The sequence below is a fragment of the Amaricoccus macauensis genome (assembly GCF_049800915.1).
GTDB classification, from domain to species: Bacteria; Pseudomonadota; Alphaproteobacteria; order Rhodobacterales; family Rhodobacteraceae; genus Amaricoccus; species Amaricoccus macauensis_A.
The window spans coordinates 195339-220898 of record NZ_JBNAFY010000006.1; the positions used below are offsets into that span (position 1 = coordinate 195339).

General features: G+C 64.2%; 27 protein-coding genes. 9 read left to right on the forward strand and 18 right to left on the reverse strand.

Features of this window, described 5'->3' with window-relative positions; translation table 11 throughout:
• Nucleotides 1-4 precede the first annotated feature (4 nt).
• The 8 genes from adh to ACP15W_RS16115 form a co-directional block, all read right to left on the reverse strand.
• Nucleotides 5-1546, reverse strand: a complete 1542-nt coding sequence (gene adh, locus ACP15W_RS16080; protein ID WP_424933936.1) for an aldehyde dehydrogenase — start codon at nt 1544-1546, stop codon at nt 5-7.
• A gap of 431 nt (nt 1547-1977) precedes the next feature.
• Nucleotides 1978-2241, reverse strand: coding sequence for a hypothetical protein (locus ACP15W_RS16085; RefSeq protein ID WP_424933937.1), 264 nt, complete (start codon nt 2239-2241; stop codon nt 1978-1980).
• Between the two features lie 29 nt (nt 2242-2270).
• On the reverse strand, nt 2271-2603 hold the full coding sequence (locus ACP15W_RS16090) for a DUF1491 family protein (RefSeq protein ID WP_424933938.1): 333 nt from the start codon (nt 2601-2603) through the stop codon (nt 2271-2273).
• Nucleotides 2603-3523, reverse strand: coding sequence for a GTPase Era (gene era / locus ACP15W_RS16095; RefSeq protein WP_424933939.1), 921 nt, complete (start codon nt 3521-3523; stop codon nt 2603-2605). The genes ACP15W_RS16090 and era overlap by 1 nt, the downstream gene beginning before the upstream one ends.
• Complete coding sequence (gene rnc / locus ACP15W_RS16100; protein WP_424933940.1) at nt 3520-4203, reverse strand: ribonuclease III; 684 nt, start codon at nt 4201-4203, stop codon at nt 3520-3522. The genes era and rnc overlap by 4 nt, the downstream gene beginning before the upstream one ends.
• Nucleotides 4200-4985, reverse strand: coding sequence for a signal peptidase I (gene lepB, locus ACP15W_RS16105; RefSeq protein WP_424933941.1), 786 nt, complete (start codon nt 4983-4985; stop codon nt 4200-4202). Before lepB ends, rnc begins: the two co-directional genes overlap by 4 nt.
• 57 nt (nt 4986-5042) lie before the next feature.
• Nucleotides 5043-5480: a holo-ACP synthase gene (gene acpS / locus ACP15W_RS16110; protein ID WP_424933942.1), complete on the reverse strand. Its 438-nt coding sequence runs from the start codon at nt 5478-5480 to the stop codon at nt 5043-5045.
• A gap of 68 nt (nt 5481-5548) precedes the next feature.
• Nucleotides 5549-7033: a pyruvate kinase gene (locus ACP15W_RS16115; protein WP_424933943.1), complete on the reverse strand. Its 1485-nt coding sequence runs from the start codon at nt 7031-7033 to the stop codon at nt 5549-5551.
• 167 nt (nt 7034-7200) lie between these two features.
• Between ACP15W_RS16115 and ACP15W_RS16120 the strand changes: the two genes are divergently transcribed.
• Nucleotides 7201-7833: a LysE family translocator gene (locus ACP15W_RS16120; protein ID WP_424933944.1), complete on the forward strand. Its 633-nt coding sequence runs from the start codon at nt 7201-7203 to the stop codon at nt 7831-7833.
• A 7-nt stretch (nt 7834-7840) separates the two neighbouring features.
• The gene (locus ACP15W_RS16125; RefSeq protein ID WP_424933945.1) at nt 7841-8473 is read left to right on the forward strand and encodes a trimeric intracellular cation channel family protein; all 633 of its coding nucleotides are present in this window, start codon (nt 7841-7843) and stop codon (nt 8471-8473) included.
• Here the strand turns inward: ACP15W_RS16125 and fmt are convergent.
• Both fmt and def read right to left on the reverse strand, forming a co-directional pair.
• Nucleotides 8466-9374, reverse strand: a complete 909-nt coding sequence (gene fmt / locus ACP15W_RS16130; protein WP_424933946.1) for a methionyl-tRNA formyltransferase — start codon at nt 9372-9374, stop codon at nt 8466-8468. The two genes, ACP15W_RS16125 and fmt, sit on opposite strands and share 8 nt — an antisense overlap.
• 45 nt (nt 9375-9419) lie before the next feature.
• Entirely contained in the window at nt 9420-9938 is a 519-nt protein-coding gene (gene def / locus ACP15W_RS16135) for a peptide deformylase (RefSeq protein WP_424933947.1), read from the reverse strand.
• Between the two features lie 103 nt (nt 9939-10041).
• Between def and ACP15W_RS16140 the strand changes: the two genes are divergently transcribed.
• From ACP15W_RS16140 to ACP15W_RS16155, 4 genes are all read left to right on the forward strand, one after another.
• A complete protein-coding gene (locus ACP15W_RS16140) occupies nt 10042-11214 on the forward strand; it encodes a MalY/PatB family protein (protein ID WP_424933948.1) in 1173 nt (390 codons plus the stop codon).
• Between the two features lie 213 nt (nt 11215-11427).
• The gene (locus tag ACP15W_RS16145; protein WP_424933949.1) at nt 11428-12402 is read left to right on the forward strand and encodes an HpcH/HpaI aldolase/citrate lyase family protein; all 975 of its coding nucleotides are present in this window, start codon (nt 11428-11430) and stop codon (nt 12400-12402) included.
• A gap of 233 nt (nt 12403-12635) precedes the next feature.
• Nucleotides 12636-12893: a YjhX family toxin gene (locus ACP15W_RS16150; RefSeq protein WP_424933950.1), complete on the forward strand. Its 258-nt coding sequence runs from the start codon at nt 12636-12638 to the stop codon at nt 12891-12893.
• Nucleotides 12894-13136: 243 nt separating this feature from the next.
• On the forward strand, nt 13137-14096 hold the full coding sequence (locus tag ACP15W_RS16155; RefSeq protein ID WP_424933951.1) for an acetyl-CoA carboxylase carboxyltransferase subunit alpha: 960 nt from the start codon (nt 13137-13139) through the stop codon (nt 14094-14096).
• On the opposite strand, the gene cueR is transcribed toward ACP15W_RS16155, so the two are convergent.
• Nucleotides 14082-14498 (reverse strand): Cu(I)-responsive transcriptional regulator, encoded by a 417-nt coding sequence (gene cueR / locus ACP15W_RS16160; RefSeq protein WP_424933952.1) that lies wholly within the window; start codon nt 14496-14498, stop codon nt 14082-14084. The two genes, ACP15W_RS16155 and cueR, sit on opposite strands and share 15 nt — an antisense overlap.
• The gene (locus ACP15W_RS16165) at nt 14495-16747 is read right to left on the reverse strand and encodes a heavy metal translocating P-type ATPase (protein WP_424933953.1); all 2253 of its coding nucleotides are present in this window, start codon (nt 16745-16747) and stop codon (nt 14495-14497) included. The genes cueR and ACP15W_RS16165 overlap by 4 nt, the downstream gene beginning before the upstream one ends.
• A 242-nt stretch (nt 16748-16989) precedes the next feature.
• On the opposite strand from ACP15W_RS16165, the gene ACP15W_RS16170 reads away from it, so the two are divergent.
• Together ACP15W_RS16170 and codB are read left to right on the forward strand one after the other, a co-directional pair.
• The gene (locus ACP15W_RS16170; RefSeq protein WP_424933954.1) at nt 16990-17451 is read left to right on the forward strand and encodes a nucleoside deaminase; all 462 of its coding nucleotides are present in this window, start codon (nt 16990-16992) and stop codon (nt 17449-17451) included.
• A 16-nt stretch (nt 17452-17467) separates the two neighbouring features.
• Complete coding sequence (gene codB, locus ACP15W_RS16175) at nt 17468-18763, forward strand: cytosine permease (RefSeq protein WP_424933955.1); 1296 nt, start codon at nt 17468-17470, stop codon at nt 18761-18763.
• Between the two features lie 39 nt (nt 18764-18802).
• Here codB and pncB read toward each other — a convergent pair whose 3' ends face one another.
• The 4 genes from pncB to ACP15W_RS16195 form a co-directional block, all read right to left on the reverse strand.
• The gene (gene pncB / locus ACP15W_RS16180; RefSeq protein WP_424934056.1) at nt 18803-20092 is read right to left on the reverse strand and encodes a nicotinate phosphoribosyltransferase; all 1290 of its coding nucleotides are present in this window, start codon (nt 20090-20092) and stop codon (nt 18803-18805) included.
• An 18-nt stretch (nt 20093-20110) separates the two neighbouring features.
• On the reverse strand, nt 20111-20743 hold the full coding sequence (gene pncA / locus ACP15W_RS16185; protein ID WP_424933956.1) for a bifunctional nicotinamidase/pyrazinamidase: 633 nt from the start codon (nt 20741-20743) through the stop codon (nt 20111-20113).
• Between the two features lie 132 nt (nt 20744-20875).
• Nucleotides 20876-21754: a phasin family protein gene (locus ACP15W_RS16190; RefSeq protein ID WP_424933957.1), complete on the reverse strand. Its 879-nt coding sequence runs from the start codon at nt 21752-21754 to the stop codon at nt 20876-20878.
• An 89-nt stretch (nt 21755-21843) separates the two neighbouring features.
• Nucleotides 21844-22659 (reverse strand): ChaN family lipoprotein, encoded by an 816-nt coding sequence (locus ACP15W_RS16195; RefSeq protein WP_424933958.1) that lies wholly within the window; start codon nt 22657-22659, stop codon nt 21844-21846.
• 252 nt (nt 22660-22911) lie between these two features.
• On the opposite strand from ACP15W_RS16195, the gene hemP reads away from it, so the two are divergent.
• Nucleotides 22912-23091 (forward strand): hemin uptake protein HemP, encoded by a 180-nt coding sequence (gene hemP, locus ACP15W_RS16200; RefSeq protein ID WP_424933959.1) that lies wholly within the window; start codon nt 22912-22914, stop codon nt 23089-23091.
• 24 nt (nt 23092-23115) lie between these two features.
• Here the strand turns inward: hemP and ACP15W_RS16205 are convergent, their stop codons facing one another.
• Nucleotides 23116-23985: a C40 family peptidase gene (locus ACP15W_RS16205; protein ID WP_424933960.1), complete on the reverse strand. Its 870-nt coding sequence runs from the start codon at nt 23983-23985 to the stop codon at nt 23116-23118.
• Nucleotides 23970-25364 (reverse strand): leucyl aminopeptidase family protein, encoded by a 1395-nt coding sequence (locus tag ACP15W_RS16210; protein ID WP_424933961.1) that lies wholly within the window; start codon nt 25362-25364, stop codon nt 23970-23972. Before ACP15W_RS16210 ends, ACP15W_RS16205 begins: the two co-directional genes overlap by 16 nt.
• Between the last annotated feature and the right edge of the window lie 196 nt (nt 25365-25560).

Consider the following 25560-nt stretch of genomic DNA (forward strand, 5'->3'; position numbering starts at 1 on the left):
GAAATCAGAAGAACCCGAGCTTCGATGTGGAGTAGCTCACCAGCATGTTCTTGGTCTGCTGGTAGTGGTCGAGCATCATGCGGTGGTTTTCGCGGCCGATACCGGACTGCTTGTAGCCGCCGAAGGCCGCGTGGGCCGGATAGGCGTGGTAGCAGTTGGTCCAGACACGGCCCGCCTCGATCGCGCGGCCAAAGCGGTAGCAGGTGTTGGCATCGCGGGACCAGACGCCGGCGCCGAGGCCATAGAGCGTGTCGTTGGCGATCTCGAGCGCCTCTTCGGCGGTCTTGAAGGTCGTGACCGACAGGACCGGTCCGAAGATCTCTTCCTGGAAGATCCGCATCTTGTTGTTGCCGCGGAAAACGGTCGGCTTGACGTAGTAACCGCCTTCGAGATCACCGCCGAAGCTGTTCCGGCCGCCACCGGTCAGAAGCTCCGCGCCTTCCTGCTTGCCGATGTCGATGTAGGACAGAATCTTCTCAAGCTGCTCGGAGGAAGCCTGCGCACCGATCATGGTCTCGGCCACCCGCGGGTCGCCCTGCACGATGGCCTCGGTGCGGGCAATCGCGCGCTCCATGAAGCGGTCATAGATGCTTTCGTGGATGATCGCGCGCGAGGGGCAGGTGCAGACCTCGCCCTGGTTGAGTGCGAACATCACGAAGCCTTCGATCGCCTTGTCGAAGAACTCGTCGTCTTCGCGGGCCACATCCTCGAAGAAGATGTTGGGGGACTTGCCGCCAAGCTCCAGCGTCACCGGGATCAGGTTCTGGCTGGCATACTGCATGATAAGCCGGCCGGTGGTCGTCTCGCCGGTGAAGGCGATCTTGGCGATCCGGTTCGAGGAGGCGAGCGGCTTGCCGGCTTCGAGGCCGAAACCGTTGACGATATTGAGCACGCCGGCGGGCAGCAGGTCACCGATCAGTTCGGCCCAGAGCATGATGGTGGCGGGCGTCTGCTCGGCAGGCTTGAGGACCACGCAGTTGCCTGCGGCCAGCGCCGGTGCAAGCTTCCAGGCCGCCATCAGGAGCGGGAAGTTCCAGGGGATGATCTGGCCCACCACGCCGAGCGGTTCGTGGAAGTGATAGGCGATCATGTCGTCGTCGATCTCGCCCATCGAGCCTTCCTGGGCGCGGATGCAGCTGGCGAAATAGCGGAAGTGGTCGATGGCGAGCGGCACGTCGGCGGCGGTCGTTTCGCGGATCGGCTTGCCGTTGTCCCAGGTCTCGGCGAGCGCGAGCAGGTCGAGGTTCTGCTCCATGCGATCGGCGATCTTCAGCAGGATGTTCGAACGCTCGGTCGGCGAGGTCTTGCCCCACTTCTCGCGGATCGCATGGGCGGCATCGAGCGCGTCGTTGATGTCGCTCTCATCGGACCGGGCAATTTCGCCGATGCCCTTGCCTGTCACCGGCGAGGTATTCTCGAAGTAGCGGCCCGCGTTCGGTGCCTTGAAGGTGCCGCCGATGAAATTGTCGTAGCGGTTCTTGAACGGGCAGGCGGTTGCCGGATTTGCGGCGGCTTCGCGGACTTTCTCGAGCTGTTCAGTGGACATGCGTCCTCCCCTTGTGACTGCGGCCATTTCCGACCGATGAAATTCACGACTGGCCGCCACGCCGGACCGGCATGAACGGACATGAGACATCCCTCCCCGCCGAGCATGGCGGGACGGAACCCATTCGGGTGCGGCCCCCGGGGTTATCGGCGGGCCGGAATTTTCGCTGGCGTCAGGCTGGCGACCGGGGCTTCAGAAACGAAAGCCCGAAGGCAGATACGTTCCGGTTCGAAGCCACATCCAGAAAGCCTCCTTGCAACTCTTGAAACGATAAGCGTTTGCTGAGGACTTTATTGCACAGCACACGTCTGCGGTGCATCTGCACCATGGTCGTACTGCCAAGGGAGGAGATCGGGGCTCGGGCGCAGGTTTCGCCCCAAGCGCGGATTGGCCCGACAACGCACTGATTCAATTGCGAAATGATGGGAGCCTCAGACGGGCTCGAGGTCCGTGACATGCCCGTCATGGGTTGCGGTGCAGTTCCACATGCCCCGACTGTCCTGCAGGGTGACGAGGCTGTCCTGATCGAAGCGGCGGGTTCTCACGAACGTAATCTCCTCTTCGAAGGCATGGGTATTCGCGAGCGCGTTGTAGCACGCGCGTTCGGCAGGACCGGACGTGTGTGCTCGCCCATCACCTTCTGCACATGCGGCCAGAAAGAGCGCCGCACCTGCCATCCCAAACATCGGCTTCATGACCTCACCCTCCGATACCGAGGCAGAGCCTAGCCCGACAATCCCGGCTCGTCGAGAAGCGTGCGGCCTGCCCGATCCTCAACTTCGATCAGCCAGAGATCGGGGTCGAACCCGCGCTGGCGCGCGAGAGCGGCATCGACGTCGGGCTCGGCACCCTCCGCGAGGACGGTCCAGACGCGTTTGCCCTCCATGTCGAAGCTGCGGGCAAAGGCCTGCGCCCGGCCATCGAGCGTGTTGAGCTTCACGATCACCGCGCCGGCGGTTTCATCGCCGCGGCGCACCACGAAGGCCGGAATATCGGCGAAGCGGAGCCGGGCAAGGTAGGCCTGAACCCAGAATTCCGCGGTGAGCCGCGGCTCCATCAGCTGTCGCCGTCCTTGAACTCCAGCCCCATCTCGGAATAGCGCTCGGCCTCTTCGAGCCAGCCCGGCCGGACCTTGACCTGCAGGAAGAGATGGACCTCGCGACCAAGGAACTCCTTGATGTCCGCCCGCGCCGCCTGCCCGACCGCCTTGATCGTCTCGCCCTTCGGACCCAGCGCGATCCCCTTGTGACCATCGCGGGCCACGTAGATGATCTGGTCGATGCGGACCGAGCCGTCCTTGCGCTCTTCCCAGGATTCGGTTTCGACCGTGAGCTGGTAGGGAAGCTCCTGATGCAGGCGCAGGGTGAGTTTCTCGCGGGTCATTTCGGCCGCGATCTGGCGCTGTGCCACATCCGCGATCTGATCCTCGGGATAGAGCCACGGCCCTTCGGGCACTGCCTCGCCGAGCCAGCGGCGCAGTCCGTCGACACCCTTGCCCCGCTCCGCGGAGATCATGAAGGTCGCGGCAAAATCGCGCAGCTCGTTCATTTCGGCGCTGAGGGCGAGCAGCTTCTCCGCCTTCACCCGGTCGATCTTGTTGATGGCAAGCGCCACCGTCCGGCCCTGGGGCATCTGATCGGCCAACCGCTCGAGGATCTCGCGGACACCATCGGTGATCCCGCGATGGGCCTCGATCAGGAGGACGACGACATCGGCATCGAGCGCACCGCCCCAGGCGGCAGTGACCATCGCGCGGTCGAGCCTGCGGCGCGGCCGGAACAGGCCCGGAGTGTCGATGAAGACGAACTGCGCATTGCCCTCTGTCGCGATGCCGCGGATCCGGGTGCGCGTGGTCTGCACCTTGTGCGTGACGATCGAGACCTTCGCCCCGACCATCCGGTTCATGAGCGTGGACTTGCCCGCGTTCGGCTCCCCGATCAGGGCCACGAGACCGCACCGGCTCGGCTGAGTGTTCAAGATTGCTCCTCCAGTCGCATGAGCAGGGCTTCGGCGGCCTGTTGCTGGGCGCCGCGTTTCGAGGCAGCCCGCCCTCGGGCACTCTCCCCGTTCTTGAGCCGCACCTCGACCGTGAAGATCGGTGCATGATCCGGACCGGACCGTTCGAGATCGACATAGACAGGGGGTTGCTGTCCCCGCGCCTGCGCCCATTCCTGAAGCGTCGTCTTGGCATCGACAGTCTGTGCGTCCTTGGCCTTCGCGATCCGGTCGGCCCAATGTGCCAGGATGCAGGACCGCGCCGCCTCGAGACCGCCATCGAGATAGACTGCCGCGATGACGGCTTCCATGGCATCGCCCAGGATCGCCATCTTGCGCCGGCCACCCGAGAGCATTTCCGAGCGGCCCATGCGCAGAACCTCGCCAAGACCGATTTCCGTCGCCACTTCGGCACAGGTTTCCTTGCGCACGAGCGCGTTCAGGCGGGGCGCGAGCTTGCCCTCGTCCGCATCCTGGTCCTGTGCGAGCAGTTCCTCGGAAATCACCAGCCCGAGCACCCGGTCACCCAGGAATTCGAGGCGCTGGTTGTTGGGCCGCGTGCTCATCGACGGATGGGTCAGGGCCTCGATCAGCAGGGCAGGATCGGTAAAGCCATGCCCCAGCCGCTTGGCTGCGTCCGAAAGCGCCCGGCTGAGCTTCAATCGATCCTCGCGAAGAAGCGATCCGGCCGCCAGGTCCAGAAGGCCAGCATCGACGATCCGGCAGAGGAGAAGATCACGCGATCGGCGCGGCCCACGAGATTTTCGAAGGGCACGGTACCGACGCCGCCGGCACTGCGCGGAAAGCGCGAGTCCATGGAGTTGTCGCGATTGTCGCCCATGAAGAAGTATTCTCCTTCCGGCACGACGAAGACGGGCGTGTTGTCGCCAAAGCTCGGCTCGATGTCGAGCACGGCATGCTGAAGGCCCTCGGGCAGCGTCTCGATCGCTTCCTGCTTGATGCACTCGCCGCCGTCAGCGGCTGGGCGGTTTTCGCACCGGGGCATGGAACGCATCGGGCCCTGACGCTCGTAGGGTTCCACGAATACGCCATCGGGTTCCTGCGGCAGCGCTTCCCCGTTGATATAGAGGATCCCCTCCTTCATCTGAACGGTATCGCCCGGCAGGCCGACAAGCCGCTTGATGTAGTCCGACCCGTTGGCCGGGTGCTTGAAGACCACCACATCGCCGCGATCGGGTTCCGAGCCCAGGATGCGCCCCGAGAACGGGCAGATCGAGAACGGGCAGGAATGCTGCGAATAGCCGTAGGCCATCTTGTTGACGAAGAGGAAATCGCCGATCAGCAGCGTTGGCTTCATCGAGCCGGACGGGATCCAGAACGGCTGGAAGAACAGCGTGCGGATCACACCTGCGAGAAGAAGCGCGTAGACGATCGTCTTTATCAGTTCGACGATACCGCCCTTAGCTTTCGTTTTGGTCGCCATCAACAGATTCCACGGGGCCCAGGCAGAAACGCCTTGTGACGGCTGGCCCTCAGCCTGTCAAGGCAGGCGCCGGGGCGGATGACGCGCTGGTGACTCCATGTCGGGCAGGGCTTCGATCACCACGAAGGCCTGCGCCCAGGGGTGGTCGTCGGTGAGCGTCACATGGACGAAGGCCTTGTGCCCGTCGGGTGTCAGTTCCTTCAGCCGTTCGGCCGCCCAGCCGGTGAGGCGCATGGTCGGCTGGCCCGTCTGGATATTCAGCACGCCCATGTCCTTCCAGGCAATTCCCATCCGGAGCCCTGTTCCAAGCGCCTTGGAACACGCCTCCTTTGCCGCCCATCGCTTGGCATAGGTCGCAACGCGCTGCGCCCGGCGCTCGGCCGTGGCCTTTTCGCGTTCGGTGAAGACGCGGTTGAGAAACCGGTCGCCGAAGCGCTCGATCGTTCCCTCGATCCGCTCGATATTGGCCAGGTCCGTCCCGATCCCGATGATCATCCGCGCCGCGCTTCCATTCTAGCAAGGGGAGGTTTCGGATAGCACCCTCCCCCGCAGGCGGCCAGACCTCACCAGGATTTCAGCGCCCGGAGTTGCGGCGTCTTCTTGAACATGTGGGCATCCATGCGTGCGAGCAGGCCGTCGAGCATCCCGATGGTCTCCACCACCGCCGGTCCCTTGTTCAGCATCACGCATTCCGCCCGCGCCGCCATGGCCGCATCCGTCATCTCACCGCGCGAGGGGAGGCCCGTCTTCATCAGGTCCTCGAGCACCTGGGTCGCCCAGATCGCCGGCACGCTGGCGGCTTCGCAGATCCAGAGGAGCTCTTCCTGCATTTCCGCCACCCGGTCGAAGCCGAGTTCCGCCGCCAGATCGCCCCGCGCGATCATCACGCCGAACGGCCGCCGTCCGCCGACGCGGGCAATGAGGGCGGGCAGGTTGCGCACGGCTTCGGGAAGCTCGATCTTCGCCACGACGCCCAGGGGCGAGCCTTGCCGATCGTGGCGGGCGAGCACCTCCTCGAGGAGATCGATGTCATCGGCCCGGCTTACGAAGGAATAGCCGATCATGTCGGCGCATTCGACCACCGTGGCGAGATCACCCTCGTCCTTGGCGGTCAGCGGTGACAGGCCAAGCTCGGTATCGGGGAGGTTCAACCCCTTCTCGGGCTTCAGCTTTGTTCCGCCGGTCTTGGCATGGGTCACACGCACGATCGCCTCGCCACCGACGACCGTTTCGACCACCCCTTCGAGCTTGCCGTCGTCATAGCGGATCCGATCGCCATGGGAGAGCCGTGTCACAATCTCCGGCAGCGAGACCTGTGCGGAAAAGCGCGCCCGTTCGTCCACCCAAGGTTCGTCATCGGCCACCAGCCGCAGCGCCTCGCCGGGCAGGAGTTTGGCCTTCCCGGTCGAGCTTTTCACCGCGCCCGTGCGGATCTTGGGACCGGCGACATCCATGAAGATGGCGATCTCGCGCCCGACCACCCTTGCCGCGGCACGGATATTGGCAACCATCGCCCGCCAGGTCATTGCATCGTCATGGGCGCAGTTGATCCGGGCCACGTTCATGCCCGCGCGGGCACAGGCCAGAACCATCTCCGGGTCCGTGGCGGCGGTGCTCGGCATGGTGACCATGATGCGAGCGCGGCGATTGGCCGGGGGTATCCCAAAAAGCGCGTCCGTCGCCTGGTGGAGCGCGGCTTCGCCGGCAAAGAATGCCTGCTCCGACGGCGCGGGAACCGCCGAGACCTGCCCCGCCAGGGCCGAGATGTTCGCGATCACCGCATCGAGCGTCGGGACCACGCGGCTTTCGAGCCGACCGAGGGACGAATAGCCGCGCCACATCAGTTCCCGTTGCAGCGGGCGGAGATCATGCTGACGAATGGCGAGATAGGCCGCGAGGTTGCGCAATTCCGGGGTTGCCTCGCCATCCGAAAGGCCGAAACGCTCAAGAATGCCGCGTGCCGTCACGGCGACATCCGCGCGAAATCCGATCATCCGCTCGAGGAGGTCCGCATGACCCGTGTCGAGAGGTAATTCGTTGCCCATCATGGCGATTCCATCCCCTGGCCAAACATGCGCCTGTTGACCGGCGCGCCATCCCTTTTCATAGCCCATGGCAGGTGCCCTGTGTGGGAACTTCTTGTGACCCCATGCTTTGCTTGCACTCGGGCGGCATTTCGGGCTCTAGGAGACATGACCACGTTCGGGAGGTTCCCATGGACCTGCATCTCTGGCTCGCTTTTGTCGCCGCTTCCACGGTTCTCGTTATCATTCCGGGACCGACCGTGCTTCTCGTGCTCAGCTACGCGCTGTCCAAGGGGCGCCGGGTGGCACTGGCCACCGCCGCGGGTGTCGCGGTTGGCGATTTCGTGGCGATGACGGCTTCGGTCGCAGGGCTCGGGGCGCTCGTGCTGGCTTCCGCCACGCTTTTCACGGTGCTGAAATGGATCGGTGCGGCCTATCTCGTCTGGCTGGGGGTGCGGCTCTTTAGGAGCGCCAAGAATGCCGAGAGCGTGGTCCTTCCCGGCCAGGAAACAGGTGGTGCCGGGCGCGACGTGTTCTGGCATGCGGCCGCGGTGACCGCGCTCAACCCGAAGTCCATTGCCTTCTTCATCGCCTTCGTGCCGCAGTTCGTGCGGCCCGAGGCCCCGCTTGTGCCGCAGTTCGCGGTTCTGATCGCCACCTTCGTTGCGCTCGGTGCGGGAAATGCGCTGGCCTATGCGCTGCTTGCCGATCGGCTGCGCGCCCGGATCACCCGCCCGCGGGTCATCACCGGCCTCACCCGGACGGGTGGCGGCACACTGGTCGCGATGGGGCTCGCCACCGCCGCGATGCAGCGCACCGCCTGAGGCTCGAATGACACTTCCAGCGTTTCTCGATTTCGCTTCCGTTTTCGTCTTCGCGTTGACCGGGGGGCTTGTCGCGAGCCGGGCCCAACTCGATCTCGTCGGCTTTACCTTCCTTGCGGCACTGACCGGGATCGGCGGCGGCACGACGCGCGACCTGATACTCGGGCGGGACCAGGTCTTCTGGGTCGCGGAGCCGGTCTATCTCTCGATCATCTGCGTCGCCGCCGTGCTCACCTTCTTCGGCGCGCATCTCATCCACCGGCGCTACTCCGTTCTGGTCTGGCTCGATGCCGTGGCGCTTTGCATCGCGGTATCGGCCGGAATGCTCACGGCGCGGACGCTCGGGGCGAGCTGGCCCATCGAGATCGTTATGGGGGTGATGACAGGTTGCCTCGGCGGGCTCCTGCGTGACGTGGTCTGCAACGAGGTTCCGCTCGTGCTCAAGCAGGGCGAGCTTTACGTCACGGCTGCTTTGGCGGGCGTCGTTACCAGCGTTGTGCTGATCGCCATCGGCGTGAACGATCAGCTTTCCATAGCTGCTTGCGTGGGAGTTACCTTTGCACTGCGCGCTGGCGCCATCGCTCTTGGCTGGCGTCTGCCCACCTACAAGCACCAGCCGCCGCAGAACGTCGTCAAGTGAGGCGGTCGCCGGTCTTGATGGCGAAGCCGCGCAGGAAATCACGCGCGTCCATCGGGCCTTTCCCGGCGCGCTGAAGGCGAAGAAGTCGCACCGCACCCTCGCCGCAGGCGATCTTCAGTCCATCATCGAGCACGTCGCCCGGTTCGCCCTGTCCATCGGCGGGTTCACTGAGGAGCAGCTTCACCCGCTCGCCGCCGACTTCCGCCCAGGCCCCCGGAAAGGGAGAGAGACCCCGGATCTGCCGGTCGATCTCGACAGCTGGCCGTGTCCAGTCCACCCGCGCCTCTGCCTTGTCGATCTTTTCGGCATAGGTCACGCCTGTCTCCGGCTGCACCTGCGGGGCAAGCTGGTCGATCTGCGCAATCGCATCGACGATCAGCCGCGCACCGAGCTCCGACAGCCGGTCATGGAGCGTTCCGGCCGTATCCGCCGGTCCGATTTCCACCGCTTCCCGGAGCAGGACAGGCCCTGTATCAAGCCCCGCCTCCATCTGCATGATGCAGACCCCGGTTTCGGCGTCACCCGCCATGATCGCGCGCTGAATGGGCGCAGCCCCCCGCCAGCGCGGGAGGAGCGATGCGTGGATGTTGAAGCACCCCCGTGCCGTGGCATCGAGAACAGCTTGCGGCAGGATGAGCCCATAGGCCACCACGACCGCAGCCTCGGCGCCAAGCGCACGGAACGCCGCCTGTTCCTCGGCCGATTTCAGGGAAACGGGATGTCGCACGGGCAGACCCAGCGCTTCCGCTCGCGCCTGCACCGGACTGGGGCGGGGCTTCTTTCCGCGCCCCGCAGGACGTGGCGGCTGCGTGTAGACACAGGCGATCTCGTGACCGGCCTCGCGCAGGGCGTCGAGCGCGGAAACGGAAAAATCGGGCGTTCCCATGAAGATCAGACGCATGACACCCCCCTCAACCCCTCAAGTGGCGACGGCACGATGCCCTGTTCAGGCCCGTCCCCGCTCCTTCTTGAGCTTTTTCATCTTGGAAACGATCATTCGGCGCTTCACCGGCCCGAGATAGTCGATGAACAGCTTGCCATCGAGGTGATCGAGCTCGTGCTGGATGCAGACCGCCCAGCGATCGCCGAACTCCTGTTCGTGCGTCTCACCATCGAGGCCGAGCCACCGCATCCGGACCCGCTCGTGCCGTGTCACTTCCTCGTAAACATCCGGGATCGAGAGGCAGCCTTCCTCGCTTGTCTCAGGCTCTTCGGAGGTCCAGAGGATCTCGGGATTGACGATCGTCATCGGCTGCGGCGGATCGTCTGGCGGGGCGCAATCCATCACGAAGATCCGCTTCATGATACCGAGCTGGGTTGCCGCAAGCCCGATGCCCGGCGCATCATACATCGTCTCGAGCATGTCCACGGACAGCGCGCGGATCGTGTCGTCGATTTCGGCCACGGGTTCCGCCACCTTCCTCAGGCGCGGATCTGGCAGGATGAGAATTGGTCGGATCGCCATCCCTGCGATCTAGGCGATGCTCCGAGGCTTGACAAGACGCCTTCGAGCAACTCCAACACCGGGGCGCCGAGGACCGGTGACAGTTCAGTGCTTGAGGAGTGGCATGTTCGATTTCGACGAGGTGATTGACCGGCGCGGGACCCATAGCAGCAAATGGGACACGATCGAGCAGGGCTTTGGCGTCTCGCCGGATGACGGGCTGGCCATGTGGGTTGCGGACATGGATTTCCGCGCGCCCCCGGCGGTGAACGAGGCGCTGCACGAATTGGCCGCGCACGGCGTTCACGGCTACTATGGCGACGACGCATCCTACACCGCCGCGATTGCCGGATGGATGAAGCGCCGGCACGACTGGCATGTGGAGCCGGAGTGGATCGCGACCGCCCATGGCATCGTCGCAGGGCTCGCGGTCTGCCTTCAGGCCTTCAGCCAGCCGGGCGAGGGCGTCGTCCTTTTCACGCCCGTTTACCATGCCTTCGCCAAGATCATCAAAGCCAACGGTCGGCGGGTCCACGAATGCCCGCTCAAGCTCGAAGAGGGCCGTTTCGAGATGGACCTCGACGCCCTTGCCGCGTCGCTCACGGGGCAGGAGAAGATCGTCGTCTTCTGTTCGCCGCACAATCCCGGCGGTCGGATCTGGTCTGTCGAGGAGCAACGGGCGCTGGCGGATTTCTGCGCAGAGCATGGTCTTCTGCTCATCTCCGACGAGATCCACCATGATATCGTCATGCCCGGTCGCAAGCACGTCGTGATGCCAAACGCCGCCCCCGAGCATGTCGGCAATACCGTCATGCTCACCGGCGCGACGAAGGTGTTCAACATTGCCGGGTGCCTCACCGGCAACGTGATCATCGCCGATCCGGGCCTGCGCGAGCGCTTCCATCGTGCGCATATGGCCGTGGGCACCTCGGTCAACCGGCTTGGCGCGGTGATGGTCGAAGCGGCCTATTCCAAAGGCGATGCCTGGTGCGACGCGCTTTGCGCCTATATCGACGAGAATTTCCGCGTCTTCGCCGAAGGTGTAAACGCGATCCCGGGCCTCTGGGCCATGCCGCTCGATTCGACCTACCTCGCTTGGGTGGATTTCAACAACACGGGCATGAGCCAGGCCGAGATCACCGAGCGGGTGCGGAAGGAAGCGGGTATTGCCGCCAATGACGGCCCCCTCTTCGGGACGGGGGGCGAGGGCCACATGCGGTTCAATATCGCGACACCGCGCGTGCGGATCGAGGATGCGGTCGCGCGGCTTCAGCGCGCCTTCGGCGATCTTCAATAGCTCTACTGGGGCAGGCCACCGGCGCTCTGCGCATCCGTGGCGAGCCTGCCGGTTTTCCCATTCTAAAACCTTGTAGCGGTTCCGGGCCCAAGCCCGGTGCCGCTCTTGTGCTTTTGGATCATGTCGCAAGTGCGAAATGCATTTGACGTGAGCGCTGCGACATATCATATCACTGCGGGATAGGATTTCGAAACAAACTTGCACGAGGACCCGATGAGTTTCACCGTTCCGCCGTCGCCACCTGCCCGTCCGAACCGCTGCCAGCTCTTCGCGCCCGGCTCGCGGCCCGAGATCTTCGCGAAGGCGGCCGCCTCGGCTGCCGATGTGATCAACCTCGACCTCGAAGACAGTGTCTCACCGGCGGACAAGCCCGCAGCACGGGCCAACATCATCAAGGCGATCAACGAGATCGACTGGGGCACCAAGACGCTCTCGGTGCGGATCAACGGCCTCGACACAGAGTTCTGGTATCGCGACGTGGTGGAGGTTCTGGAACAGGCGGGCGACCGGATCGACCTTTTCATGATCCCGAAGGCGGGTAACGCAAAGGACATCTACGCGGTGGATGCGCTCTGCTCCGCCATCGAATGGGCCAAGGGACGCCAGAAGAGAGTCGGTTTCGAGGTCATCATCGAGACTGCCGCCGGCTTCGCCCATGCGGAAGAGATTGCCGCCTCGAGCCCACGGATGCAGGCCATGAGCCTCGGCGCGGCCGATTTCGCGGCCTCCATGGGAATGGCAACCACCGGCATCGGCGGCACGCAGGCCAATTACTACATGCTGCCTCCGAAGGACGGCGATGCCGCCCGCGAACCAGTTTTCGGCGATCCCTGGCACGGTGTCACGGCGGCCATCGTCTCGGCCTGCCGCACCCATGGCATCCTGCCGGTGGATGGACCCTTCGGCGATTTCTCCGACGACGACGGCTATGTCGCGCAGGCGCGGCGCTCGGCGACCATGGGGATGGTCGGCAAATGGGCGATCCATCCCAAGCAGGTGGCGCTTGCCAACCAGGTCTTCACTCCCTCCGAAGAAGCCGTTTCCGAGGCGCGGGAGATCCTCGCCGCCATGAAGGAGGCCGAAGCGAAGGGCCAGGGCGCCGCCGTATACAAGGGCCGGCTGGTGGACATCGCCTCCGTGCGCCAGGCACAGGTGATCGTCAAACAGTCCGAGATGATCGCGGGCTGAAGGCCGGGATTGCCAGTCCTGTGCGACAATCACGCGCAGGACACGAAACCCTTGTCTGAAACCACGGCAGGGCCTATTTTCGGCCCTATCCGGCGCGTTTTGCGCCCGATGGAGTGTGGATGTCCGAGATTGTGTGATCGCCGTTCTTCGCGGCAGCGAAGAACAGAGTGAGCCTGAACGACGCGCCCGTATGAGGCCGCGCCGACCGATCACACCTGCTCCGGACCAAGATATTGAACATCTCCAGACCCGAACAGCGAGTGCTGCACGTACTCGCCCAGGGCGGCACGATCCGCCATGAACGCAACGACAGCCGCAAGATCACGGATGTGCTTTGCGTCACCCGCGACGGTGCGATCCTTTCGGATTGCACCCTCGACATCTTCTCACGGCTGAAACGAAAACGGCTCATCGCCTCGCGTAGCGGAGAGCCCTACCGGATCTCCCGACGCGGGCTCTGCACCGTTCGCGCGCAACTCGACAACCGGTGAGCAATCGGGGGCCGCGAAATGCGGCCCTCTTCCACGGGATTGGCCTGACATGCACAACAGAGTTCCAGCCGCGCCGCATCCCCCGGTTTCATGTGCCTTTGCGTCAGCAAACGTCGCCTGCGGTCGGGCGCGGTCGGCGGTTGTTCCGCCGCCCGCGACCCATCTCCGGCCCGATCCGTTCGGGTCCAGTTGCAAAGCCCTGTCTCCAAAGGCATATAGAGCACGACCATAGCAGGGGTGCAGATGACCTACCTCGATTTCGAGAAGGGCCTCGCCGAGATCGAAGGCAAGGCCGAGGAACTGCGGGCGCTCGCGCGCTCGAACTCGGAAATGGACGTTGAGCAGGAGGCCGCCGCGCTGGACGCGAAGGCTTCGGCCTTGCTCGATGAACTCTACCGAAACCTGAACCCCTGGCGGAAATGCCAGGTCGCGCGCCACCCGGATCGGCCGCATTGCAAAGACTATATCGACGCGCTGTTCACCGAGTGGACGCCGCTCGCGGGAGATCGGAACTTCGCGGATGACCAGGCCATCATGGGTGGTGTGGCCCGGTTCGACGACCGCCCGGTGGTGGTGATCGGCCATGAGAAGGGCAATGACACCAAGAGCCGGATCGAACGCAATTTCGGCATGGCGCGACCCGAGGGCTACCGCAAGGCCATCCGGCTGATGGATCTGGCGGACCGCTTCAATCTCCCGGTCGTCACCTTGGTGGACACGCCCGGCGCCTATCCGGGCAAGGGCGCGGAAGAGCGCGGGCAGGCAGAAGCCATTGCGCGCTCGACCGAGAAATGCCTCGCGCTCGGCGTGCCGCTCGTCTCGGTGATCATCGGCGAAGGCGGATCCGGCGGCGCAGTCGCTTTCGCCACGGCCGACCGCCTGGCGATGCTCGAGCACTCCATTTACTCCGTGATTTCGCCCGAGGGCTGCGCCTCCATCCTCTGGAAAGATGCCGAGAAGATGCGCGAGGCCGCCGAAGCCTTGAAGCTCACGGCGCAGGATCTTTTCGCGCTCGGCGTCTGCGACCGCATCATTCCCGAACCGATCGGCGGTGCACAGCGCCATCGGCTTGCAGCCGTCGACGGGGTGCGGATCGCGATATCCGGAATGCTCGCCGAGGTTCAGGGCATGGATCGCGAATCGCTTCGCATTGCCCGACGGCAGAAATACCTCACGATGGGGTCGCGCTCACTCGTCGAGTGAGGTGCCTCCCTTCAAGTTACCGGCCAGATCGTCGATGATCGGGCAATCCGGCCGGTCATTCCCCTGACACGCGCGGGTCAGGTGCTCCAGCGCGCCACGCATTGCCTCGAGTTCCTCGATCCGGGCGGCAAGCTCCGCGATATGGCCTTCCGCGATCACCTTGACCTCGTGGCTGGCGCGCCCCTTGTCCTGCCAGAGGCGCAGGAGGTCCCTGATCTGCGAGATGGAAAAGCCCAGCCGCCGAGCACGCCGGATGAAGCTCAGCGTGTGGATGTCTTCCTCAGCGTAGGTCCGGTAGCCGTTCTCGCTGCGTCGCACGTGAGGAATCAGCTCGATCTCCTCGTAGTGGCGAATCATCTTGGAAGAGACGCCGGATGCCTTTGCCGCTTCCCCGATATTCATGCGCCGCCTCCCAGTCGCACCCGGCGCAGTCTCAGGGCATTCGACACGACGCAGACACTTGAGGCGGCCATCGCGCCCGCGGCAAAGACCGGGGACATCAGAATGCCCGCAACCGGGTAGAGCACGCCCGCTGCCACCGGGATCAGGGCGACATTGTATCCGAACGCCCAGAACAGGTTCTGGCGGATGTTGCTCAAGGTCGCCCGGCTCAGCGCCACGGCATCGGCCACATGCGCGATTTCATCGGCCATCAGCACGGCATCCGCAGTCTCTATCGCGATGTCCGTGCCGGTTCCGATCGCGATCCCGACATCCGCCTGCGCCAGTGCCGGCGCGTCGTTGATCCCGTCTCCCACGAATGTCACGGCGCCCTTCTCCTGCAGGGCCTTGACCGCATCGGCCTTGCCACCCGGAAGCACGTCCGCCTGGATCAGATCAATGCCGAGCGCCGAACCGACCGTGTGCGCCACGGCTGCGCCATCGCCGGTGATCATCGCGATTTCGAACCCCATGCCGCGCAGGCGGTGGATCGCATCGCGCGTTCCGGGCCGGATCTCGTCCGCCACGGCGAGAATCCCTTCGAGTTTCCCGTCCACGGCCACGAGGATCGGGCTCTTCCCGTCTGCTTCGAGACGCAGGAGGACGTCCTTGCCGGATTCCGTCGCGATGCCCGTATCCCGGAAGAACGCGACATTGCCCAGCAAGATCTCGTGGTTCGAGACATGCGCCCGAACCCCCTGGCCCGAAACGGCCTCGAATTCCGCCGCTTCCGGGATCGACAGTTCTTCGGCCTTTGCAGCATCCAGAATGGCACGCGCAATCGGGTGCTCGGACCCGGCCTCGGCCCCGGCGACCAGCGCGAGCAATTCGTCGCGGTCGAGGTTTCCGACGGTTTCCAGATCCGTGAGCTTCGGCTTGCCGAGCGTCAATGTGCCGGTCTTGTCGAAGGCGACGACTTTCGCATCCGCCAGCCTCTGAAGCCCAGCACCGCGCCGGAACAGGATGCCGGCTTCGGCGCCGCGCCCCGTTCCCACGAGGATTGATGTCGGCGTGGCCAGACCCATGGCGCAGGGACAGGCGACGATCAAAACACAGACCGCGCTCACGATTGCCATTGGCAACGCGGGAGCGGGCCCAAAGATCATCCAGCCAATGAATGTCAGCGCGGAAATGACCATGATCGCGGGAACGAACCAGGCAATGACGCGATCCGCCTGTTCCTGGATCGGAAGCTTGTCGGCCTGGGCCTCCTCGACCATCCGCACGATCCGCGCGAGCAGCGTGTCCTCCCCCGTCTGGGTGACACGGAAGGTGAAACTCCCGTTGCCGTTCACCGTGCCGCCGATCAGCGCGTCCCCGGGCGCTTTCCTGACCGGCTCCGGCTCTCCGGTGACCATGGCTTCGTCCACCCAGGACGCCCCGTCGATCAGAACACCATCGAGTGGAATGCGCTCACCCGGCCGCACGCGCAGCTCCGCGCCCCGACGCACCTCATCCACCGGCACATCGCGCTCGGTCCCATTTGAGATGAGCCGCGCCATGGGCGGTTGCAGATCCACAAGCTTCTCGATGGCGGCACTCATCTGTCCGCGCGCGCGGGCTTCGAGGTAGCGACCGAGCAGGATCAGGGTGACGATCAGTGCGGCGGATTCGAAATAGATGTGAGCCGTGTTCTCGGGCAGCGCAGCGGGTGCAAATTCCGCGACCGTCGAATAGGCCCAGGCCGCTCCGGCTCCGAGCATGACCAGCGTGTTCATGTCCGGCGCGGCCTTGGCCAGCGCGTTCCATCCCATCTCGAAGAACACCCGCCCCGGCCAAAAGAGCACCGCCGAGGTCAGCGCGAAAAGGAGCAGGTTGATCCCCAGGGTGCCGAAAGCTCCGACCAGCGCGTGGTGGAATGCCGGGAAAACATGCCCCCCCATTTCGATGACAAAGACCGGCAGGGTCAGCGCCCCGGCGATCCAGACATTGCGCCGGAGCAGGTCCGCCTCGTCCCGCCTTTCCGCCTGGGGCCGTCTCGGCCCTTCATCGGCAATGCGCGCCGGATAACCGGCCTGCGTCACACGGTCCGCAAGGTCTGCGGGGGCGCCTTGGACACCTTCCACGCGGGCGCGACCGGTTGCGAAATTCACGCTCGCGGACGCGACACCGGGAGCTGCAAGCAATTCCTTCTCCACCCGGCCCGCACATCCGGCACAGGACATTCCCTCGACAATCAGATCACAGGTGTAGTGTTGCTCGTCCAGCATCCGAACCTCCTCGATTGCGGCTGATATGGGGCTTCCCATCATGGGAAGGTCAAGAGGGTGAGGCCCGGCTTTATTCGCCGATTGCCTATCGCGCGGGCCGGAATGTCCAGAGTTTGAGCAGGAAGGGGCCTTCGGTCCGTCGGGGCGTTCCGGCACGGAGCGGATGCGTTGCCAGACGGGTTTTCTGCCGCCTAGCCTTGCCGCTCGGCCAGATGGCCACGAATTTGCTTGCCGGAGTGACCATGTCGCAGGACATCGAGACCCACCGCCATTTCATGGCCCTTGCCCTCGCCGAAGCCGAACAGGGCATGGCCGAGGGTGGCCTGCCCATCGGGGCCGTCCTGGTGCGCGGAAATGAAATCGTCGCCGCCGGGCATAACCAGCGTGTCCAGCAGGGCGACCCGATCGCCCATGGCGAAATGGACTGCCTGCGCAAGGCGGGGCGTCAGCGGACCTACCGCGACACGGTACTCTACACCACGCTCAGCCCCTGCATGATGTGCGGCGGCACAATCGTGCAATTCGGCATTCCGCGCGTCGTGGTCGGCGAGGCGGAAAACTTCGAGGGCAACATCCCGTTCCTGCGCGAACGGGGCGTCGATGTGGTGCTGCTCGATGACGAAGGCTGCAAGGACGCCATGCGCCGGTTTCTCTCCAAGCCCGAGAACGTGACGCTCTGGCACGAGGACATCGCGGAAGACTGAACCGAAGGGAAACAGGATGGACGACATGAAGGCGAACCCGGTGGACACCGCTGCCGAGGACTATCCCCTCTCCGAGGTGCCGCAATCGGCGCGAAAGAGCCTGCTGTCGCTCTGTGTCGTGCTCCTGGGTTTCACCTTCTTTACCGCGACGATGTTCGGCGGTGGCCGGATCGGACCGGCCTTCCCGCTCTGGCCTGACCTCGTCAGCGTGATCGTGATCGGCAACCTGCTTCTCGGTATCTATGTCGCGATCCTGAGCTATGTCGGCTGCAAGACCGGGCTAAACACCGCGCTCCTGAGCCGCTTCGGCTTCGGTCGGATCGGTGCACGGCTGCCGGATGCCGTGCTCGGTTTCACCCAGATCGGCTGGTATGGCTGGGGCACTGCCACGATTGCCATTGTTCTCCTGAAACTCGTGGGCGTTGATGGCGAAGCGAACCCGGTCCTGATGTACACGCTGATGATCATCTTCGGTCTCGCCTTCTGCTGGACCGCCTATATCGGCTATCGCGGCCTCGAGATCCTCTCCATCGTCTCGGTCCCGCTGATGGCGCTTCTTCTGCTCGTGTCGCTCTGGATCGCTCTGGGCGACGCGGGCGGTTGGACCGGGCTGGCCGGAATCGAACCGACGGCAGCGCTCGGGGTCGGAACCGCGATCACCATCGTCTTCGGAACATTCGTTTCGGGTGGGACGCAGGCCACCAACTGGACGCGCTTCGCGATGAAGCCAAACCATGCCGTTTTCGGGGCGCTGGCCGCTTTCTTCATCGGCAACGGCTTGATGATCGCAACCGGCGCCATCGGTGCGCTGGTCTATGCCCAGCCCGACGTGGTGGATGTTCTGGTTCTGCAGGGGCTGACAGTTCTTGGCATCCTGATGCTGTTTCTCAATCTCTGGACCACGCAGGACAACACGATCTACAATTTTTCGGCCGTCGGCTGCACCGCGCTTGCGACCAACCGGCGCAAACTTGTCACGATCATCGGTGCCGTCATCGGGACGGGGCTTGGCCTGATGCGCATCGACCTCCATCTCATCCCGTTCCTGCTGATGCTCGGCACCTTCATCCCGCCCATTGGCGGCGTGATCATGGCCGATTTCTTCTACAAGCATCGCAGCCAGTATCCGAAGATCGGCACCGCGGATATCCCGGCGATCAACCCCGCCGGTTTTGCAGGCTATCTGGTGGGCTGCCTTGCGGGCTATTTCTCGCCCGGCATTCCGCCGATCAACGGAATTATCGCCGCAATTGCCGCCTATATCATCGCGGACAAGCTGCTGGCACGGCGAGAGACGGCTGCAGTCTCGTGAACCATGCGGGTGGTGGCGCGGGCGCCACCACCCACTGCTTCACACGACGACAGGCATGGCTTTCTGTGCCCCAACGCCGAAGACGCGCTTGTAGCGCTCGATCTCGTCCGCCGGTCCCATTGCCTTGGCCGGGTTGTCCGAGAGCTTGACCGTCGGGCGGCCATTCGCGCTCACGGCCTTGCAGACAAGACTGAATGGCGCGAGCGCATCGTCGGGGGCGAGCCCGCGGAAATCGTTCGTCAGCAAGGTTCCCCAGCCGAAGCCGAGCTTCACGCGGCCCTCGAACCGCGCGTGAAGCTCCTCGATCCGCGCGACATCCAGTCCATCGGAGAAGATCACCAGCTTCTCCTCGGGGTTCTGCCCCCGCCGCTTCCACCAGTCGATCGCGGCCTCCGCCCCTGCCTCTGGATCTCCCGAATCGATCCGGATGCCTGTCCAGTCGGAGAGCCAATCCGGCGCGCGCTCCAGGAACCCTTGCGTTCCGTAGGTATCGGGGAGGATGATGAGCAGGTTTCCGTCATAGTCCCGCTGCCAGTTTTCCAGCACCCGATACGGCGCTTCTCGCAATTCGGCGTCCGTTTCGGCGAGCGCGGCATAGACCATCGGCAACTCGTGAGCGTTGGTGCCGATCGCCTCGATGTCGTGGTGCATGGCGATGAGACAGTTCGAGGAACCGGTGAATTTCGGCCCCAGCCCCTCGATCATCGCTTCCACGCACCAGTCCTGCCAGAGAAACCCGTGGCGCCGCCGCGTGCCGAAATCGGAGATGCGCAGATCCTCGATCTTGTTCAGCCGCTCGATCTTCTCCCATACGCGCGTCATCGCCTGGGCGTAGAGAATCTGCAGTTCGAAACGGCCCATTCCGTTGAGCACGGCGCGCGAGCGCAGCTCCATGAGGATTGCCAGCGCGGGGATTTCCCACATCATCACCTCGGGCCACGAACCCCGAAACGTGAGCTCATACTGGTCGCCGCGCCGGGTGAGCTCGTATTCGGGCAACCGGAACGCCTCGAGCCAGGACATGAAGTCCGGACCGAACATCCACCGCTTGCCGTAGAAGGTGTTCCCGCGCAGCCAGGTGCTCTCGCCGCGCGACAGGCTCAAACTTCGAGCGTGATCGAGCTGTTCGCGCAGCTCGCCCTCGTCGATCAGTTTGGCCAACGGAACATGGGTCGATCGGTTGATGAGGCTGAATTCGACGGTGACGTCCGCGTGCCGCTTGTAGACCGTCTGCAGCATCAGAAGCTTGTAGAAGTCGGTATCGATCACCGAACGCACGATCGGGTCGATCCGCCAGGCATGGTCATAGACGCGCTTTGCGATATCAATCGTTGCCATGGCGGGATCCTACGCTTCGAGATCGGCGACGGAGACCAGATCGACCCCCGCCTTGCTCATGTTCGACATCGCCGCATCCAGCGAGCCGTCGAGATCGATGGCCCGGCAGGCATCGGTGACGACCGCGACCTCGAACCCCTGCTTCACGGCATCAAGCGCGGACCAGGCGACGCAGAAATCGGTGGCAAGCCCCGCGAAACAGAGCTTGGTGACACCCCGTTCGCGCAGGTAGCCGGCGAGCCCCGTCGCGGTCTCGTGGTCGTTCTCGAAGAATGCCGAATAGCTGTCGATACCGGAGCGAAACCCCTTGCGTATCACCAGATCGGCTGCGGTGGTCTCGAGCTTTGCGTGAAAGGCCGCGCCCTCGGTGCCCTGGATGCAATGGGCCGGCCAGAGAACCTGGGTGCCATAGGGCATTTCCACGGTCGAGAATGGCGTTGCGCCGGGATGATTGTCGGCGAAGGAGGAGTGATCTGCGGGATGCCAGTCCTGCGTGAGAACTCGAACCCCGAATTTCGGCAGAAGCCGGTTGATCGGCGCAACCACACTGTCGCCATCTCCGACGGCGAGTGCGCCCCCCGGACAGAAATCGTTCTGGACGTCGATGACGACGAGAGCCCTGTCTTCCAGTGATACCGCCATTTGCTCCTCTTTCGCCGCAGCACGTCAGCACAGGGAGCAACCTGTCAGGTGTGGTGCACCAATTCAACACCGCCAAACGAAAGCGCGCGGCAGACGATCCCACCGCGCGCAACCCGGTTCGAAGGGGTCAGCCTACTTCTTGTCGTCAGACAGATAGTTCTTCGGCGAGAACGCCTCGGTCATGGTCATGAAGCGCGCGCTAAGTGCGGCGTAATCCTTCATCGCGGTATCAAGAAACTCCTTCTGAACCGCGCGGAAATCCTCCAGCGACCGACAGCTCATCAGCTTGCTCTGCGCTTCCATGTCCTGACGGATCCGGCTGGAGACGAACTCGGACACATCGGCCTGCGCCTTGGTCAGCCCGCCAAAGAGCGCGCTCCCGGCGGCCTCCGCCCCCTTGTAGGCCTTCTGCTGCACTTCGTTCGCGCGGGCCTTGGCGGCCTTGGTGTTTTCTTCGGCCTGCGCCTTGAACTTGGCCATGTTGGCTTCGGCGGCCGACATCTGGTCGGAGAAGAGCTGCTGCATCCGCTGCGCTGCCTTCTCGTTTGCCTCCTCCGCGGCCTTCATCTGCTTGGTCATCATCTCCTGGAACTTGGCAAAGGCATCCTCGGCGGCCTTCATGTTCGCCTTGGACTGCTCGGTGATCTTTTCGAGCTTCTCTTCGGCGGCCTTGACCTGCTCCTGTGCTTTCGCGATTGCGTCCTCGGTCGATTTCACCGTCGACGCCGCGATCTCCTTCATCTGTTCGGTCGCCTTGGTCGCGGCCGCCTCGGCAGTTTTTGCAGCCTCTTCCGTCTTTGCGGTTACATCTTCCGCGACTGCTTCAGGGTTTTGGGCGGTCTTCCTGGTGGTGGTTCTGGTAGTCGAAGAGGACTTCGCGGTCGTGCCGGTCGTCTTCCGCGTTGTGCGCCGCCGCGGCTTGGCGGGAGCCGGAGCCGATGCGCCTTCAGCCGCTGCTTCCGGGGTTGCATCTTGAGGGGCTGCATTATCGGGATTCGGCGTATCGGACATGAGCTTTGACCTCACTTTGGCTCGGTTTACCTGAATGATCGTAGACACACTCTCATCAATCATAAACCCGCTCCGGCAAGAAAAGCGCGTCATAAATGCGTCGGCGATGTCCGAAGATGCGCTTTTCCGCCAGAAGCGAAGACCAGATCCGCGATCTTTCCCTCGCCGCTGCTTTCGCGGTGCGGCAAGGCAACTGCAACTTTCTCAATACCGAGTGAGGTAAGCTGGGCATACACGCCAAGGTGGTATTCAAGATGCCCCCGGCCAATGATGCCCGCCACGCAGCCGGCGCCGTCTTGCTCGAGCGCATGGGCAATCGCGCAGGCGAAGGCACGATCCCAGACCTGCTGCGCCCGCACAAAATTGTCGAACGCGGGATCTTCGGGTGACTGCGCCTTGCGCCCGGGCCGCACTCCGCCCGTGACCTCGAAGAGATAGCGCCGGTAGGCTGGTGTCGCGGGCACCGCCGGCGTCATCCAACTTCGATACTCCTCTGGCAGCGCTTCCCAACCTTCCCGACCGATGATGGATACGACCGGTCGCTCGACATTCATGGCGATCATCGGCAACGAAAGGTCGCGGCAGATCCGGAAGAGCGGCAAATAGAGTTCCGGCGGAAAACCCCAGACCTTCTCCCAGCCGACCTCCCGAAGGAACCCGGCCTCGCTCATCTGTCCCTCTACCCAGACATCGAGCACCGGCTGCAGGTGACGGGGAAACATCTCGAACCCGATCTGAAGCCCTTCGACCTGTGCGGCGAGCCCCGCAATCGAAAGCTCCTGGAAGCGATGGTCCTCCGCCCGGTCATGCTGTTCACCCAGAAGCACGGCCCGGCAATTTGCCATGCACGCAACGGCCTGGGGGTGGGTAAGACCCTCACCAGATCCCGGATCTATCCACGACATGCCCGTCTCCCTCATCCACTGAACGGCCAGAGGAGAGCGCGGAATCCGCCGAAAGCACAAGGGTCTGAAAATGATGCTTGATTAACCCGACTAATTTAGTCATGTTCTTTTTACCAGCCAGCTTCACGAGCCAGCCGCCACGTCAACCGTTGAACCGGGAAGAGGAGCTCCCAGAGAGCATCGTCACGCGCCAGTGGGTGTCGTGTCGCCTCGGGTCCGGAACCTGAAATTAGGCCCCATGGAGGATCAGCCGTGAACGCACCAGTCCATTCTCAGACGTTCCGCCGTGAACAGACCCGCCTCGCCGAACCCCGCCCCGTGCATGATGCACGCGTGCTGACCCGCGGCAACCGCGAAGCCGAGGTTCTGCTCGACGGAATGCGCTACGTTCTGCGCATCACCCGGCAGGGAAAACTCATTCTGACCAAGTGACGCCCGGCACCCGGATTCCCATCATCATCCGACGGGCGGGCGCCGAAGACTCGTGACAGGCCCCCCGCCCGTATCGAGAATCCGCTGAACCGCGCCCTCAAGGGCCTCTTCGGCAACCGCCATGTGGTGGGCGTTGGCATGGATGATCGTGCCTTCGCCCGTACACATCGCGACATGCCCCTTCCAGAACAGCAGATCCCCCCGCGCCGGTGCGTCGCCCTCCGCGAGCTTCGTTCCGAACAGCGCCTCCTGCATGTCCGAATCGCGCGGGCAGTCCATCTGTCCGGCCGCACGGAAGGCGAGCTGGACCAATGCGGAACAGTCCAGACCCCGCGCGCTGCGCCCGCCCCATAGGTACGGTGCGCCCAGGAATCGCCTTGCGTGGTCGACCGCATCGCCAGGGCGCGCTTCGAAATGGACACGAGGCACGTATCCCCCGCGCGCCAGACGGTAGAATGCCCCCTCTTCCGCCACGGTGGCGACCTCGGCCAGGTAGGGTATCGACCTGAAGACCGGCGCCTTGATGTCCGGCCGCGTATAGATGTGGCTCGAAAGTGCGGTGACCGTGCGATGCTGTGTCGGCACCGATACACCCAGCGTCGCCAAACCGGCCGAGGCGACGAACCCGACATAGCCGTCCCAACCGGATTGCCCCCAGGCAAGCCCGTCGCCGCGATCCTCGTAGACCGTGAAGCTCTCGCCATAAAGAAGCTGTGTCGCAAGGCCGGCATTCGGCTCCGGCGAAAGCGCCAGGTCGAGAATCGGTGCCGTCACCACGCAGGACACGCCCTGCTCGAAACGTTCCGCGGCGACCTGGCCCTTCAGGTATTCGGCGGCGAGATCGGGCCGACGCGGCACGAGCCGGCCGGCAAAAGGGGTCAGGTCCGCTTCCATGCCCGCGCCTCCAGCACGTCGAGCAGCGCTCTTGCCGCCTGATAGGCCCCGCCCTTGGGTCGACCGGGTTTCGGGCTAGGTGTCCAACCGTAAATGTCGAAATGCGCGTAGGACCGATCGCTACCGACGAAGCGGCGCAGGAACAGCGCCGCCGTGATGGAACCGGCCATTCCACCCTTGGGTGCGTTATCAAGATCGGCGATACCCGGCTCGATCATCGGCTCGTAAGGGTCCCAGAACGGCAATCGCCACAGCGGATCAGCGACCCGACGCGCGGCGGCAGCAAGCGCCGCCGCCAGATCCTCGTCATCTGTGAAGAAGGGCGGCACATCCGGCCCGAGGGCCACCCGTGCCGCACCCGTCAGCGTGGCGAGGCTGATCATCAGATCAGGATTCTCCTCATCGGCCAGCGCCAGAGCATCGGCCAGCACGAGCCTGCCCTCAGCATCGGTATTGTTGACCTCGACCGACAACCCCTTTCGGCTTGGAAGGATGTCACCCGGGCGGAACGCCGGCGCGGAGATCGCGTTCTCCACCGCCGGGATCAGCACCCGAAGCCGCAGATCGAGCCCCAGTTCCATGATCGTCTGCGCGAGCCCGAGCGCAGTTGCAGCGCCGCCCATGTCCTTTTTCATCAGGCCCATGGATGCACCGGGCTTGATGTTGAGCCCGCCCGTGTCGAAGCAGACCCCCTTCCCGACAAGCGTGACCGTGGGCGCATCCGGCCGCCCCCAGCGCATGTCGAGAAGCCGGGGTTCCTGCGTGGCGGCAGCGCCCACCGCGGCTATCATCGGGAAGTTCTCGGCCTCAAGAGCGGCGTGACCGGAGAGCACGGTCGCTTCCGCGCCGCACGCAGTGGCGACCTTTCGGAAAGCCTGTTCGAGCGCCTCCGGCCCCATGTCCCGCGCGGGTGTGTTGATCAGATCGAAACAGAGCGAGGCGCCGCGCTCGATGGCCGCAAGCCGCGTGGTATCCACCGTATCGGGACAGGTAAGCACGGGCTGAGGGGCGTCGGAGGCCTTGTAGCGCTGGAAACGGTACTGGCCAAGGTGCCAGCCCAGCGTTTCGAGAGCAGGGTCGATTTCGAGATCGGGCGGCAGGACAAGCTGGTAGTGATGTGGCGGAAGCCTGTCCGCGGCAGCGGCGAGATGAAACCTGTCGCGCGCACGCGCCTCCGGCGTTCCCCAGCCAACCAGAGCCGCTGCGATCCCGCCCTCTTCGTCCGGCAGACAGACCACTTCACCGAGGCCCGCCCGGAAACCCATTGCCTCCACCCAGGCTCGAGGCCGCGCATCGGCAGCGTCGAGCCAGGCGTCAAGACTGCGTGCCTCGATCACATGGAGCGGGATTGTCGGGGTGTTGGGCGGTGGTAGGGGCATCGGGCGGTTCCGCGTGGTTTCCTGCCCGATGAACCCTAGCTTTCACACTCCGCCAACCACAAGACCGCAGCACGGTCTTGCACAGAATTCCCGCAGTTCGGGTTCTGAGCAGGGCCAGAACCCGAAAAGGAAATCTTGCCCTCCGGGTCGGGATTCGGCTTCGGCATGGTCAGGCCCGACCGCCAGAAGGCGCAAG

Bases quoted from the DNA above. Each gene is read 5' to 3' on its own strand.
- adh (WP_424933936.1), bottom strand. From the start codon at position 1,546: ATGTCCACTGAACAGCTCGAGAAAGTCCGCGAAGCCGCCGCAAATCCG.
- ACP15W_RS16085 (WP_424933937.1), bottom strand. From the start codon at position 2,241: ATGAAGCCGATGTTTGGGATGGCAGGTGCGGCGCTCTTTCTGGCCGCA.
- ACP15W_RS16090 (WP_424933938.1), bottom strand. From the start codon at position 2,603: ATGGAGCCGCGGCTCACCGCGGAATTCTGGGTTCAGGCCTACCTTGCC.
- lepB (WP_424933941.1), bottom strand. From the start codon at position 4,985: ATGGCGACCAAAACGAAAGCTAAGGGCGGTATCGTCGAACTGATAAAG.
- acpS (WP_424933942.1), bottom strand. From the start codon at position 5,480: ATGATCATCGGGATCGGGACGGACCTGGCCAATATCGAGCGGATCGAG.
- ACP15W_RS16115 (WP_424933943.1), bottom strand. From the start codon at position 7,033: ATGATGGGCAACGAATTACCTCTCGACACGGGTCATGCGGACCTCCTC.
- ACP15W_RS16120 (WP_424933944.1), top strand. From the start codon at position 7,201: ATGGACCTGCATCTCTGGCTCGCTTTTGTCGCCGCTTCCACGGTTCTC.
- ACP15W_RS16125 (WP_424933945.1), top strand. From the start codon at position 7,841: ATGACACTTCCAGCGTTTCTCGATTTCGCTTCCGTTTTCGTCTTCGCG.
- fmt (WP_424933946.1), bottom strand. From the start codon at position 9,374: ATGCGTCTGATCTTCATGGGAACGCCCGATTTTTCCGTTTCCGCGCTC.
- def (WP_424933947.1), bottom strand. From the start codon at position 9,938: ATGGCGATCCGACCAATTCTCATCCTGCCAGATCCGCGCCTGAGGAAG.
- ACP15W_RS16140 (WP_424933948.1), top strand. From the start codon at position 10,042: ATGTTCGATTTCGACGAGGTGATTGACCGGCGCGGGACCCATAGCAGC.
- ACP15W_RS16145 (WP_424933949.1), top strand. From the start codon at position 11,428: ATGAGTTTCACCGTTCCGCCGTCGCCACCTGCCCGTCCGAACCGCTGC.
- ACP15W_RS16155 (WP_424933951.1), top strand. From the start codon at position 13,137: ATGACCTACCTCGATTTCGAGAAGGGCCTCGCCGAGATCGAAGGCAAG.
- cueR (WP_424933952.1), bottom strand. From the start codon at position 14,498: ATGAATATCGGGGAAGCGGCAAAGGCATCCGGCGTCTCTTCCAAGATG.
- ACP15W_RS16165 (WP_424933953.1), bottom strand. From the start codon at position 16,747: ATGCTGGACGAGCAACACTACACCTGTGATCTGATTGTCGAGGGAATG.
- ACP15W_RS16170 (WP_424933954.1), top strand. From the start codon at position 16,990: ATGTCGCAGGACATCGAGACCCACCGCCATTTCATGGCCCTTGCCCTC.
- codB (WP_424933955.1), top strand. From the start codon at position 17,468: ATGGACGACATGAAGGCGAACCCGGTGGACACCGCTGCCGAGGACTAT.
- pncA (WP_424933956.1), bottom strand. From the start codon at position 20,743: ATGGCGGTATCACTGGAAGACAGGGCTCTCGTCGTCATCGACGTCCAG.
- ACP15W_RS16190 (WP_424933957.1), bottom strand. From the start codon at position 21,754: ATGTCCGATACGCCGAATCCCGATAATGCAGCCCCTCAAGATGCAACC.
- ACP15W_RS16195 (WP_424933958.1), bottom strand. From the start codon at position 22,659: ATGTCGTGGATAGATCCGGGATCTGGTGAGGGTCTTACCCACCCCCAG.
- ACP15W_RS16205 (WP_424933960.1), bottom strand. From the start codon at position 23,985: ATGGAAGCGGACCTGACCCCTTTTGCCGGCCGGCTCGTGCCGCGTCGG.
- ACP15W_RS16210 (WP_424933961.1), bottom strand. From the start codon at position 25,364: ATGCCCCTACCACCGCCCAACACCCCGACAATCCCGCTCCATGTGATC.